Below are 13253 nucleotides of genomic sequence, written 5' to 3'. Positions count from 1 at the left end.
GGGGGCTGGCCCCCCGGCCGTCGCAGGACGCAACTACTCGGCGGCTTGCTTGACCGCGGTCTCGGATCCGACCTTCATGCGGAAGCCGCGCTCCAGCTGATCGAAGGGCGCCACCGGATAGTCGCCGGAAAAACAGGCGTCGCAATAGCGGGGCGCCTGCGGGTCGCGGCCCGCGGCCTCGCCCGCCGCGCGGTACAGCCCGTCCAGCGACACGAAGGACAGGCTGTCGACGCCGATCCATTCGCGCATCTGTTCCGGCGACATGTTCGCCGCCAGCAGCTTGTCGCGGTCGGGCGTGTCCACGCCATAGAAGCAAGGCCAGGCCGTCGGGGGCGACGCGATCCGGAAATGCACCTCGGCCGCGCCCGCATCGAGGATCATGTCCTTTATCTTCCGGCTGGTGGTGCCGCGGACCACGCTGTCGTCGACCAGCACGACCCGCTTGCCGCGGATCAGTGCCCGGTTCACGTTCAGCTTCAGCCGGACGCCCATATTGCGGATCTGGTCGGTGGGCTCGATGAAGGTGCGGCCCATGTACTGGTTGCGGATGATTCCCATGCCATAGGGAATGCCCGACTCCTGCGCAAAGCCGATCGCCGCGGGCGTGCCGCTGTCGGGAACCGGGCAGACCAGATCGGCCTCGACCGGTGCCTCGCGCGCCAGTTCCACGCCGATCTGGCGGCGGGTCTCATAGACCGACCGCCCGCCGATGATCGAATCGGGTCGCGAGAAATACACGTGTTCGAAGATGCAGAAGCGCCCGGTCGACGGGCCGAAGGGCCGCGACGATTCGATCTGGCCCTTGGAGATGACGACCATCTCTCCGGGCTCGATCTCGCGCAGGAATTCGGCGCCGATGATGTCCAGCGCGCAGGTCTCTGACGCCAGGACGTACCCGTCCTCGCCCACGCGGCCCAGCACCAGCGGACGCACGCCCAAGGCGTCGCGGACGCCGATCAGCTTGGTGCGGGTCATGGCGATGACGCTGAACGCGCCCTCGACCCGGCGCAGCGCGTCCTTCATCCGCTCGGGGATGTTGCGCTGGATCGACCGGGCCATCAGGTGGATGATGCATTCGCTGTCCGACGACGACTGGAAGATCGAGCCGCGCTCGATCAGTTCGCGGCGCAGGGCAGCGGCATTGGTGATATTGCCGTTATGCGCGATCGCGCAGCCGCCCATGTGGAATTCGCCGAAGAACGGCTGCACGTCGCGGATTGCGGTGTTTGCCTTGGTCCCGGCGGTGGAATAGCGGACATGGCCGATGGCCAGCTGTCCCGGCAGCGTCGCCATCAGGTCGGGCTTCGTGAAATTGTCACGGACATAGCCGAACCGGTGGGCGCTGTTGAAGCCGAAGTCGGGATGGTGGGCGACGATGCCGCCCGCTTCCTGTCCCCGGTGCTGCAGCGCGTGCAGCCCCAGGGCCACGAAGTTCGAGGCATCGACCACGCCGATCGCGCCAAAGATGCCGCACTCCTCGTGCAGACGGTCCGAATCGAACGGATGGGCCAGGAAAGGTTGCATCGCGCGGGCCTCGATCTGTGGGGGCTGATGTCGTCGTGCTGTCGGGGGACATGTAGTGCCGACGGCCGACAAAGTCACGCCCCCGCGGTTCCGCAGGGGCGCTTTTTCGTCATCTGCCTGTCATGGCGGATCAGTTCGCAGCGGGCGCTTCGGTCGTGACGGGGGTGCCGGTGGCGGTGCAGCCCATGACCATCTGTTCATAGCGGGTCACGATCCAGCCGGGCGCGTCGGCGGGAATCTGGTCGTCCATCTGGCCGCGCATGCGCTCGAAGACCTGGGCAGACCGCGAATTCTCGACCATCGGGACGTCCTGCGTGGTCATCACGCGGTCATAGACGATGAAGGCGATCGCGACCAGCAGGATGCCGCGCGCCACGCCGAACAGGAAACCCATCCCCTGGTCCACGCCACCCAGGGCCGAGCGTTGCACGACCGAGGAGAATAGCGGCGTGATGATCGAGAAGATCACCAGCGCCAGCGCGAAGACGACGGCAAAGCCCGCGATCGTCGCCAGCTCGCAGCTGTCGCCCATGAAGCGGTCCAGCACCGGCAGCTGCGCCACCATCGGCCGTACCGTGGGTGCAAACAGGAAGGCCAGCACGGCCGCCCCGATCCAGCCCAGGATCGCCAGCGATTCGCGCACGAAACCGCGCGACCACGCCAGGATGGCCGACAGGATGATGACAGCCGCCACCACCGCATCAATGATCGTAAATCCGTCCATAAAACCGCCCCTTGCGCCGGTTGTCGTTCAGTATCAGGCGGTTCAGCCGGCGCCGAAGACCTCGCCCACAAATGCGGTCAGATCGGTGATGCGCCGAAGCGCCATCCCCGACTGGCCCTCGACCTTGGAGGCGTCGGGCAGGATAGCCTGTGAAAAACCAAGTTTCTGCGCCTCTTTCAACCTGTTTTCGGTCTGCGACACGGGGCGCAGCGCCCCCGACAGGCTGATTTCGCCGAAAAGCACGGCCTCCGGAGGCAGGGCGTTATCCTCACGCGCCGATAGAAGCGCGCCGGCGATGGCCAAGTCTGCCGCGGGTTCCGCGACCTTCATGCCGCCCGCGACGTTCAGGAACACGTCCAGCCCCGCGAAGGGTATCCCGCAGCGTGCCTCGAGGACCGCCAGGATCGTGCTGACGCGGCCGCTGTCCAGGCCCACGACGGTCCGGCGGGGGCTGGCAAGCGTCGATGGCGCCACCAGCGCCTGAACCTCTGTCAGGACCGGGCGGGTGCCCTCGATGCCCGCAAAGACCGCGCTGCCGGCGATGGGCTGCCCGCGTTCCGACAGGAACAGCGCAGACGGGTTCGTGACCTCGGCCAGGCCGCTGCCGGTCATCTCGAACACGCCGATCTCTCCGGACGGGCCAAAGCGGTTCTTGACGCTGCGCAGGATGCGGAACTGGTGGCCGCGTTCGCCCTCGAAATACAGGACGCAATCGACCATGTGCTCGACCACGCGGGGGCCTGCGATCTGGCCGTCCTTGGTGACATGCCCCACCAGGATCACCGCGACACCGCGGCTTTTGGCGAATGTCACAAGCTCGTGGGCGGCGGCGCGGACCTGTGCCACGCTGCCCGGTGCGGCCTCGACGGTGTCGGACCACAGCGTCTGGATCGAATCAATCACCGCCACGTCGGGGCGTTCGGCGTCCAGCGTGGTCAGGATGTTCCTGAGGTTCGTCTCGGCCCCCAGGCGCATCGGTGCCTCTGCCAACCCAAGGCGCACGGCGCGCATCCGCACCTGTGCGCTGGCCTCCTCGCCCGAGAAATAGATCGCCTGATAGTTCGCGCGCGAAAACGCTGCGGCCGCCTGCAGCAGGATCGTCGACTTGCCGATGCCCGGATCGCCGCCGACCAGCAGTGCCGAGCCGGGAACCAGGCCGCCGCCCAGCACGCGGTCCAGTTCGTCGATGCTCGACAGGAAGCGGGGCGGGGGCGGTTCGCTGGTCGAAAGGCCCGACAGGGGCACGGCCCGACCCTTGGCCGCGCCCAGTCCCCGGCCGGGGCCCTGGGACAGGGGCGCTTCCTCGATGATGGTGTTCCAGGCGCCACAGGCGTCGCAGCGCCCGGCCCATTTCTTGTGGGCGGCGCCGCAGGCGGTGCAGGTGAAGGCTGTTGTCGCTTTTGCCATGCCCCTCATGTCGCACCGGGGCGCGGGCGTCGCAAGGTGGGTATTAGCACGAATGCAAGGCATTCACGCCTTTGTCGGGTTGAATTTCGGGGTCGGCGGGGGCAGGGTCCGGGCGGAAATTCAGGGGCTTGGACCATGGCGATAGGCTTTTCGCGTTTCGAATTCATGATCGCCTGGCGGTACCTGCGGGCGCGGCGCGCCGAGGGCGGCGTCAGCGTCATGACTTGGATCAGCCTGATCGGCATCGCCCTGGGCGTCATGGCGCTGATCGCCACGCTGGCCGTCCGCGCGGGCTTCCGGGCCGAGTTCGTGGACACGATCTTGGGCGCGAACGCGCACACGACCGTCTACATGGCGCCGCAGACCATCACCAACGAGTTCACCGACGACGTGTATGTCGTACCCGGTCGGATCGCCGACTATGAGGCCATGGCCGCGCGGCTGGCCGAGGTTCCAGGCGTCACCCGCACCGCGGCGATCATCAACGGCCAGGTGATGGCCAGCGCCAACGACTCCTCCAACGTGGCCGAGGTCTTCGGCGTCACGCGGGCCGACCTGGAGGCGATGCCCCGGATCGTCGACCCCGCCACGTCCGAGGGTGACCTTGCGCGGTTCGATCAGGGCATCGCCATCGGCTCTGGCATCGCCCGCGAGCTGGGCGTGGGGGTGGGCGACCGCATCCGCCTGATCGCCCCCGAGGGTGCGCGCACCGCCATGGGCACGACCCCGCGGGTGAACGCCTATGAGGTGACCTATATCTTCAGCGCCGGGCGCTATGACATCGACCGCACGCGGGTCTACATGCCCCTTGCCGAGGCGCAGTCCTATTTCAACCGAGAGGGTGTCGCGGACGAGATCGAGGTCTTCGTCGACGACCCCGAACGCGTGGACGACTGGACGCTGCCCCTGATGCGCGCCGCCGGAGAGGGCGCGCAGACCTGGTCCTGGCGCGACAGTTCCGGGTCGTTCCTGTCCGCGCTGGACATGGAGGACGACGTGATGTTCGTCATCCTGTCGGTGCTGGTCCTGATCGCGTCGATGAACATCACCAGCGGGTTGATCATGCTGGTCAAGAACAAGGGCCGCGACATCGGCATCCTGCGCACGATGGGCCTGACCGAAGGATCGATCCTGCGGGTCTTCTTCCTGTGCGGTGCCTTCACCGGCATCATCGGCACGATCGCGGGGGTGATCCTGGGCGTGGTGCTGGCGCTGAACGTCGACAACATCATGGCGGGCCTGAACGCGCTGACCGGGGGCGGCGCGTGGCAGCCCGAGGTGCGCGGCATCTATCGTCTGCCCGCCGACCTGCGGGCCTGGGACATCTTCCGCGCGGTGGCGCTGTCGCTGACGCTGTCCTTCGTCGTGACGATCTTTCCCGCGCGCCGCGCCGCGCGCATGAATCCGGTGGAGGCCCTGCGCTATGAGTGACGTGTTGCGGCTGGAGGGCGTGGGCAAGACCTATGCCAAGGACGGTCCCGCGCCTGTGACGGTGCTGGACCGGCTGGACCTGACCGTCGCGCGCGGAGAAGTCGTGGCGCTGGTCGCCCCGTCGGGGGCGGGGAAATCGACGTTGCTGCATATCGCGGGACTGTTGGACACACCCGATGCGGGCCGCGTCTGGCTGGCCGGGCGCGACATGACCGGCCTGCCGGACCGCGCGCGGACCGAGGCGCGGCGGCAGGAGCTTGGCTTCGTCTATCAGTTCCACCACCTGCTGCCCGAATTCAGCGCGGCTGAGAACATCGTCCTGCCGCAGCTGGCCAACGGCGTCGCACCCCGTGACGCGCAGGCCCGGGCCGCCGACCTGCTGAACCGCGTCGGCCTGGCGCATCGCGCGGATCACCGCCCCGCGCAGATGTCGGGCGGAGAGCAGCAGCGCGTGGCCTTTTGCCGGGCGCTGGCGAACCAGCCCGCGTTGCTGCTGGCGGACGAACCCACGGGCAATCTGGACCCCGAGACGTCGGACAGGGTCTTTGACGTGCTGATGGGGCTGGTGCGCGATACCGGCCTGTCGGCGCTGATCGCCACGCACAACCATGCCCTGGCCGCACGGATGGACCGTGTGGTGCGCCTGACCGCCGCCTGATCGTTGCACCGCCCCGCGCGCGGGTGCATGCTGGACAAAACGACAACCGACGGGGGCACGGACGATGCGGGCAGTGATGATGGCAGGGGTGGCGGGATTGGCGCTGGCGGGGCTGGTCGCCGCCTGCGCGCCCGAGGCGCAACCGACGGGCGCGGCGCGCGATTACGCGGATTACTGCGCAAGCTGTCACGGGCCGGGCGGACGGGGTAACGGGCCCGCCGCCGTGGGCATGGTGCCCGCGCCCGCGGACTTGACCATGCTGGCCGCACAGGATGGGGGCGTGTTCCCCAAGACCCGCGTGATGGGCCAGCTGGTCGGATACACGATGGGACGCAGCGAATCGCACATGCCGATCTTTGAGGTCCTGCGCGAGGGGCCGGTCGTCATGTATGACGACGGCTCGGGCCAGCGCGTCGCCACGCCGGCGCGGTTGGTCGCGCTGGCGGATTACCTCCAGACCCTGCAGCGCTAAAGCCATGCGCGCGGCAATTGTCGGGCTGACCTGCATGCTGGCCGTGCCTGCGGGTGCGGACGGGCTGGAACGGTTCGGGACCACGATGAAATATGCGCTGCCGCTGGCGGCCGCCGTCTGCGCGGCCGATCAGGATCGGCTGGAGGATTTCGCCGTGCGCGGTGCCCTGCAGGCGGCGGTGGTGCTGGGCCTCAAGGCGGTGTTCGACGGATCGCCCCTGGGCACCCGTCCGACCGGAGAGGGGCGGGGTTTCCCGTCGGGGCATTCCGCCGCCGCGGGGTTCGGGGCCGCGGATCTGGCCGGCAAGTGCTGGGAGGACGATCCCGCTTTGGGCGCTGCCGCCTATGGCGCCGCAGGGCTGACCGCTTTCAGCCGCGTGCAGGCGGGCGAACATACGGCCGATCAGGCGCTGGCCGGTGCGCTGATCGGGATCAGCTTCGGCGCGGCCAGCTTTGGCATCGGCTCCGAAGGGGCCGCGATCAACTTTGGCATGCGCTTTTAGCGCAGAATGACGCGGGGCGCGTCGCTGTGCGGGCCGACCTCCCCGATGACGGCGGCATCCGCGAAACCGTGGCGCGCAAAGGCCGCCTGCACCGCCTCCAGCGCGTCCGGCGCGCAGGCGACCATCAGCCCGCCGCTTGTCTGGGGATCGGTCAGCAGCGCGCGTTCGGCATCGCCGAAGCCCTGCGGCAGGGCCACGCCCTCGCCGTAGCTGGCCCAGTTGCGGCCCGAGGCGCCCGTGACATGGCCCGCCGCGATCAGCGCGTCGATGCCCGGCAGACGCGGCACGGCGGACCAGTCGATCATCAGATCGCAGCCCGACCCGCGCGCCATCTCCAACCCGTGGCCGCCCAGACCAAAGCCGGTGACATCGGTCATCGCATGCACGCCCTCGATGGCGGCAAGGTCCGGGCCGGGGCGGTTCAGCTTGGTCGTGACCTCGATCATGCGGGCATAGCCTTCGTCGTCAAGTTGGCCCTTCTTCAGCGCGGCCGACATGACGCCCACGCCCAAGGGCTTGCCCAGCACCAGCAGATCGCCCGGTTGTGCCTCGGCATTGCGCTTCAGCAGGGCAGGGTCGATCAGGCCCAATGCCACCAAGCCATAGATCGGCTCGACCGAATCGATGGTGTGGCCGCCGGCGATGGGGATGCCCGCCTCGCGACAGATCGAAGCGCCGCCATCCAGGATCGCCGCGATCGTCGCATGAGAGATCGCGTTGATCGGCATGCCCACCACCGCCAGCGCCAGGATGGGCGTCGCGCCCATCGCATAGACATCGCTGATCGCGTTGGTCGCAGCGATGCGACCGAAATCATGCGGATCGTCCACCACGGGCATGAAGAAGTCGGTCGTCGCCACCAGCGCCTGCCGGTCGTTCAGCTTGTAGACGGCCGCATCGTCCGACGTCTCGATCCCCACCAGCAGTTCGGGCGGGACGGGCAGGGCGGCGCTGCCTCGCAGCAGGTTCGACAGGACGCCCGGCGCGATCTTGCAGCCGCAGCCGCCGCCATGGGCCAGGGATGTCAGGCGCGGTTCTGGCATGTCGGTGGCGGTCATGGGGACTCCTGTCGGTTGGACGCAGCATAGCGCGGCGGCGGGGATGTTCCAGCGCCCGGTGACCGCAATCTGCTTGCAGGCCAGCGGCACGGCGACTAGAACGGCTCAAATTTTCAGGCCGCCGGATCGGTGGCCCTTCTTTCTATGAGGACGATGATGCAGGTCAAGGAAACGCAGAACGACGGTCTTCAGCGCGGGTATCAGTTCACGCTGCCCGCAGCAGACCTGGCCAAAGCCGTCGACGCCAAGCTGAAAGAAGCTCAGCCGGAAGTCGAGATGAAGGGCTTTCGCAAGGGCAAGGTGCCCATGGCGATGCTGAAGAAGCAGTTCGGCCCGCGCATCCTGGGCGAGGCCATGCAGGACGCCATCGACGGCGCGCTCAAGGACCACCTGGAGAAGTCGGGCGACCGCCCCGCCGCCCAGCCCAAGGTCGAGATGGAGAACGGCGAGACCTGGAAAGAGGGCAACGACGTCGTGGTCAACGTGACCTACGAGACGCTGCCCGCGATCCCCGAGGTCGACCTGACCGCGCTGTCGCTGGAAAAGCTGACCGTGCCCGCCGAAGACGCGGCCGTCACCGAAGCGCTGGAGAATCTGGCCAAGTCGTCGCAGTCCTTCGAGGACCGCAAGAAAGGCTCCAAGGCCAAGGACGGTGACCAGGTCACCATCGACTTCAAGGGTTTCGTCGACGGCGAGGCCTTTGAGGGCGGCGCGGCCGAGGACTATCCGCTGGTCCTGGGTTCGAATAGCTTCATCCCCGGCTTCGAGGACCAGCTGGTCGGTGTGAAGGCCGGTGACGAGGTCAAGGTCGAGGTGAAGTTCCCCGAGGAATACGGCGCACCGCACCTGGCCGGCAAGGACGCCACCTTCGAATGCACGGTCAAGGCGGTCAAGGCCCCGAAAGAGGCCGAGATCGACGACGAGCTGGCCAAGAAGTTCGGCGCCGACGACCTGGACGGTCTGAAGAAGCAGATCACCGAGCGTCTGGAGGCCGAGTATGCCGGCGCCGCCCGCGCCATCATGAAGCGTTCGCTGCTGGACCAGTTGGATGCGGCGGTCAAGTTCGACCTGCCCAAGTCGCTGGTCGAGGCCGAGGCCGCCCAGATCGCGCACCAGCTGTGGCACGAGGAGAACCCCGAGGTTCAGGGCCACAACCACGATGCCATCGAGCCGACCGAGGAGCACAAGACCCTGGCCGAGCGCCGCGTGCGTCTTGGCTTGCTGCTGGCCGAGATCGGCCAGAAGGCCGAGGTCACCGTGACCGACCAGGAGATGACCCAGGCAGTGCTGCGCGCCGCCCGTCAGTATCCGGGCCAGGAGCGTCAGTTCTTCGAGTTCATCCAGCAGAACCAGGCCGCCCAGCAGCAGCTGCGCGCGCCGATCTTCGAGGACAAGGTCGTTGACCTGATCGCCGAAAAGGCTAAGGTCGAAGAGAAGACCGTGACCAAGGCAGAGCTGGAAAAGGCTGTCGAGGCGCTGGACGAGCTGTGATTTCGGTCCACTGACCGCGCAGGGGCCGCATCTTCGGATGCGGCCCTTTTGCGTTCGGGGCTTGATGGACAGATCGGGCGCGACTAGGTGATCGCCATGACGACAAGCCTTCACCTGATGAAACTGTGCGTAGGTGCCGAAGGCCCCGATGAGCTGGCTGCGTGGCAGACCCGGTTCGGGTCCGGCCCGGCGCGTCACGTCACGCGCATGTGGCCCAAGCGCGAGGCGGAGCTGCTGGAAGGCGGGTCGATCTTCTGGGTCTTCAAGGGCGTCATGATGGCCCGCCAGCGCATCCTGACCCTGGAACGGGTCGAGGGTGCCGACGGCATCCAGCGCTGCGGCATCGTGCTGGACCGCGACCTAGTTCGGGTTGCGGCCGTTCCGCGCCGTCCGTTCCAAGGCTGGCGTTATCTGGCCGCTGCGGATGCGCCACCGGACCTGCCCGCAGGCCGCGCGCTGGAGGAGGCCTTGCCCCCCGCCATCGCTGCCGCCTTGGCTGACATGGGCCTGCGCTGAGGCTTGACGGGACTGCGGTCAGCCGCTATCCGGACGAACGATGCGGGTGTAGCTCAATGGTAGAGCAGAAGCTTCCCAAGCTTACGACGAGGGTTCGATTCCCTTCACCCGCTCCATAGCTAATCTCAAAATGTGTTGCTATTTCAGCGTGTTAGTGTGCGCCTGCGACACAATGATCGTTAATGGTCGTTGTTTGTTATGGACAGATACGCCCATGGTCAGCCGCCAGAGCTTGTCGAATCCCGAAGATATTCCCGAAGCTTGCGTGGTTTTTTCATAGTTCGTGGCTGTGTTTGGGCGGAGGTTTCACGCGTAGTATGACGACGCACAATAAGGTGTGGAACTTCACCAAATTGGTCCTTGAGTCTCAAATTTTCAGGATTGCTTGTTAGGCTACATTACCTAAGGTTGAAGCTATGCTTTTTTTAGGGAGGTTAGTCGATGGGAAGTTCTGGTTCAGGCAATTTTACAGACTATAGCAATACGAATAGGCCCAGTGGCACTGGTAGCACCGGTGGCACTAGCGGTAATGATCCCTGCCGCCAAGCGTTCTCTGTAAGTTTGGAAGAAGTCGCGCAATGCGATTTTTTCGTATCCAACGGCGCCGTGCCCTCCACTTCGACGGTCCTCTCACTTGTGTTCGAACGTCGGATATTTGCTGTCACCGAGAGCGGCATTCAGGTTGGAGCTTTGCCCACGCAGTTCAACTACCTGGCTGCCTGTCTCAGAGATGGTGTTAGCTACGTTGGCATCGTGACGGATTCCAACCTACAACCATTCCCGTTTGTCACCGCTGACTTTACGCCGCAATGACTGTACCTGTTGGTCGTCCGGTTCTTTTAGTCGGGGAAATCATTGTCGATTTTACAACTGCGAAGAAAGATATTGACTGTAAGCTTCGCCTCGGGGGTATCGTGCATGCCGCCCGCGGGCTCTGGGCATGCGACCTTCCGTACTCCGTGGCTGCTGTGGTTCCGCGTTACCTGGTCAGTCAAGCCAAAGCCTACTTGCAGGCTCACGGCTGCACGGAATTTATTTGGCTAGGGGAAGTCGTTGGGGCGCCGAACGTTATCATCATCGGGGACCCCACTGAGGTTACTGACCAAGGATACGAGGATATCCTGAGAAACGAGAAGTTTGTCAGTGTTTTTGATGTACACGGTACACTGTCATCGTACACGGAAGTTCTTGTTTTTCCCGGAATCTTTGATTTATCCATACTCATAGATCTTTTTGACGAAGGGGTCCGAATTAGTTTTGACATTGCTTACGATGTTGATGATTTTGGAAAGCTTCAGCAGTTCAAAGGCCATCTTGGTGCGATAATTATCTCGACGTCTTCTCCGCTGTTTCTAAAATATGGAGCGAATTCTGTAGAACTCTTAGTTGACCGTATTCGCCAGCTTGACGCTGATATTCTTCTATTGAAGGAGAACCGCGGAGGCAGTCGCTTATTCGACCTACGTACCGGCTCAGTTGAGAATATCCCCGCGACGTTATCTAAAACTGTCAATTCAGTGGGGGTAGGCGATGTTTACTCCGCGGTCATGGTTGGCGCTAATAAAGACAGCTGGGTCGATGCAGCATGGCGCGGAGCAAGCGCTGCAACCATATACTCTAAGACTACTTTCCCAGATGATTTTCGGCGCGATACTAGGCGGCAACTTGCGCTGTCGGTTGATGAATTGCGCAGTCTAAACGGCACCATCGTGCCGTGGCATGACCGACAGCGGTATTCAATCTATCTCGCCGCGCCTGATTTTTCCTACCTGCACAAACCGGAGGTCGATCTTGCGATCTCAGCGCTTGAATACCACAATTTCTTGGTCCGCCGTCCGGTTATAGAGAACGGCGAGCTGCCGCCAGAAAGCAATGATACTACGCTTCGCAAGACCTATGCCGCTGATGTTCGCTTGCTAGAGGAATGTTCAATCGTCTTTGCGATACCACTAGAGCGCGACCCCGGAACGCTAATTGAGATGGGGATGGCGATGGCCGTTGGTAAACCAGTGGTCACATTTGACCCTCGTCGGCAGAATGGAAATACAATGGTCATAGGCGGAAGCATTAGCTACTCCGATGATCTCGATGTCAGCTTAAATGCGCTGTTCGCGGCAATGTCTGGACTATGTAGGGAACCGCGATGAAAAAAGTCATTCTACTTGCATCTGGCGGTCTAGATTCCACCACTGTGGCTTTCTCCCTTGTTAATGACGGAGCGGAGGTTTTCCCCTTATTCTTTGACTATGGCCAGCACTGTGTCGAGATGGAGTGGAGCAGGGTAAACGAGGTCTTACCTGCAGCGGCCCACAAGCCAGAACGATGCGACATCTCCGACATCTTCTTCGGATCATCATCTCGGCTAATCAAGGAAGCTGATTTATGGAACGATAAGGTCAGTGACGATGATTTGTATGTGCCTTATCGAAGCATGCTGTTCTTTGCAGCCGCCGCTGCACGGGCTCAGACCATGGGGATCGCGGAGGTGTATACAGGGTTCATTAACAGCAACCACGCAAAAGAAATTGATTGCACGGCCGAGTTCATGAACAAGCTCGATGGCCTAGTGGCGAACATTGGTCCGGTCCGCTTTTGCTCGCCTTTTCGGTACTTTTCAAAGGCGGAGGTCGTGCAGACGGCGGTCCAGCTTGGCGTGCCGATAGGGCGAACGTATTCCTGCCAGGCTCAGAGTAATTTTCCCTGCGGCGCTTGTCCCAATTGTGTTGAGCGACTTAACGCGTTAGGGCAGCCCGGTATTCTGCATCCAACGTCAGAGGTCGGGTAATCATGCAATCGCCAGCAGTCCAGATGCTTGTTGCGGCTAGGCGGGTAGCGGACTACGCAAAGGAACTGGGGGCTGACTCGCATCGGCTCGAAAGTCGTCCCACGTACGATCACATGGGCGCTTTGCTCGCTGATTCAGTTCTTCAGGCCGGACTAAACTACAGGTCGGTTGTTCAACCGCGCGTGGCTGCGATACTGGCCAATTACCCCGAGTATAAATATACCTCCCATCTTTGCGGAATCATCGAGAGCGGCAAATCTTCCGCATTTCTAAATTGGACACATGACGAGAAAGTAAGCCGTTTCGAAGCACTTATTCTATTTCTTCGTAGCAAAGAAATTGAAAGTTCGTATGATTTGAAAGATTATCTCGAACATAAAGGAAATAGCGCTTCCGAATTGCAATCTGTACGAGGCGTCGGCCCTAAAACTGTTGACTATTTAAGTTGTTTGGTTGGGCTGGATTCTATAGCAGTCGATCGACATGTGAGAAAATTTGCGAAGCGCGTCGGTGTTATGGAAGACGACTATAATTTCTTGAAAGCTGTCTTTTGCTATGCAGCCGATCTGCTATTGGTTTCTAGGCGGGAGTTTGATGCGTGGATTTGGCAACGAGAAGCGTCTTTAAATACGCGGCAGATGGCCTTCTCTTTTTAATTTAATATTAAATTTTTATAATAATAAAT

General features: G+C 63.1%; 13 protein-coding genes and 1 tRNA gene. 10 read left to right on the top strand and 4 right to left on the bottom strand.

What is annotated here, in order from left to right; genetic code table 11:
* Positions 1–33 precede the first annotated feature (33 nt).
* From purF to radA, 3 genes are all read right to left on the bottom strand, one after another.
* Complete coding sequence (purF, locus tag TW83_RS00400) at positions 34–1524, bottom strand: amidophosphoribosyltransferase (RefSeq protein ID WP_045980781.1); 1491 nt, start codon at positions 1522–1524, stop codon at positions 34–36.
* Between the two features lie 130 nt (positions 1525–1654).
* Entirely contained in the window at positions 1655–2248 is a 594-nt protein-coding gene (locus tag TW83_RS00395; protein ID WP_045980780.1) for a CvpA family protein, read from the bottom strand.
* Positions 2249–2290: 42 nt separating this feature from the next.
* The gene (gene radA, locus TW83_RS00390; RefSeq protein WP_045980779.1) at positions 2291–3655 is read right to left on the bottom strand and encodes a DNA repair protein RadA; all 1365 of its coding nucleotides are present in this window, start codon (positions 3653–3655) and stop codon (positions 2291–2293) included.
* A 135-nt stretch (positions 3656–3790) separates the two neighbouring features.
* Here radA and TW83_RS00385 point away from each other — a divergent pair, with 135 nt between their 5' ends.
* The 4 genes from TW83_RS00385 (at position 3791) to TW83_RS00370 (ending at position 6718) form a co-directional block, all read left to right on the top strand.
* Positions 3791–5086, top strand: coding sequence for a lipoprotein-releasing ABC transporter permease subunit (locus tag TW83_RS00385; RefSeq protein WP_045980778.1), 1296 nt, complete (start codon positions 3791–3793; stop codon positions 5084–5086).
* Positions 5079–5744: an ABC transporter ATP-binding protein gene (locus TW83_RS00380; RefSeq protein WP_045980777.1), complete on the top strand. Its 666-nt coding sequence runs from the start codon at positions 5079–5081 to the stop codon at positions 5742–5744. The genes TW83_RS00385 and TW83_RS00380 overlap by 8 nt, the downstream gene beginning before the upstream one ends.
* Before the next feature lie 64 nt (positions 5745–5808).
* Positions 5809–6216 (top strand): c-type cytochrome, encoded by a 408-nt coding sequence (locus TW83_RS00375; RefSeq protein ID WP_045980776.1) that lies wholly within the window; start codon positions 5809–5811, stop codon positions 6214–6216.
* Between the two features lie 4 nt (positions 6217–6220).
* The gene (locus TW83_RS00370) at positions 6221–6718 is read left to right on the top strand and encodes a phosphatase PAP2 family protein (RefSeq protein ID WP_045980775.1); all 498 of its coding nucleotides are present in this window, start codon (positions 6221–6223) and stop codon (positions 6716–6718) included.
* Here the strand turns inward: TW83_RS00370 and selD are convergent.
* The gene (gene selD, locus TW83_RS00365) at positions 6715–7776 is read right to left on the bottom strand and encodes a selenide, water dikinase SelD (RefSeq protein WP_045980774.1); all 1062 of its coding nucleotides are present in this window, start codon (positions 7774–7776) and stop codon (positions 6715–6717) included. The genes TW83_RS00370 and selD overlap by 4 nt on opposite strands.
* A gap of 156 nt (positions 7777–7932) precedes the next feature.
* Here selD and tig point away from each other — a divergent pair, with 156 nt between their 5' ends.
* The 6 genes from tig to TW83_RS19625 all read left to right on the top strand — a co-directional run bounded on the left by tig (position 7933) and on the right by TW83_RS19625 (position 13224).
* The gene (tig, locus tag TW83_RS00360) at positions 7933–9267 is read left to right on the top strand and encodes a trigger factor (protein WP_045980797.1); all 1335 of its coding nucleotides are present in this window, start codon (positions 7933–7935) and stop codon (positions 9265–9267) included.
* Between the two features lie 96 nt (positions 9268–9363).
* The gene (locus TW83_RS00355; protein ID WP_045980796.1) at positions 9364–9783 is read left to right on the top strand and encodes a DUF1489 domain-containing protein; all 420 of its coding nucleotides are present in this window, start codon (positions 9364–9366) and stop codon (positions 9781–9783) included.
* 42 nt (positions 9784–9825) lie between these two features.
* Positions 9826–9899: transfer RNA gene (locus TW83_RS00350), tRNA-Gly, on the top strand.
* Positions 9900–10592: 693 nt separating this feature from the next.
* Positions 10593–11930 carry a nucleoside 2-deoxyribosyltransferase gene (locus TW83_RS19630; protein WP_157001273.1) on the top strand — a complete coding sequence of 446 codons (1338 nt, stop codon included), beginning with the start codon at positions 10593–10595 and terminating at the stop codon, positions 11928–11930.
* Positions 11927–12568 carry a 7-cyano-7-deazaguanine synthase gene (locus TW83_RS00345; RefSeq protein WP_045980773.1) on the top strand — a complete coding sequence of 214 codons (642 nt, stop codon included), beginning with the start codon at positions 11927–11929 and terminating at the stop codon, positions 12566–12568. The genes TW83_RS19630 and TW83_RS00345 overlap by 4 nt, the downstream gene beginning before the upstream one ends.
* 2 nt (positions 12569–12570) lie before the next feature.
* Entirely contained in the window at positions 12571–13224 is a 654-nt protein-coding gene (locus TW83_RS19625) for a hypothetical protein (RefSeq protein WP_084697142.1), read from the top strand.
* Positions 13225–13253 lie beyond the last annotated feature (29 nt).

The organism is Paracoccus sp. S4493, assembly GCF_000967735.1.
Lineage (GTDB): Bacteria > Pseudomonadota > Alphaproteobacteria > Rhodobacterales > Rhodobacteraceae > Paracoccus > Paracoccus marcusii.
Note: the sequence above shows the minus strand (reverse complement) of the source record. Positions and strands in the feature narration are given on the sequence as shown.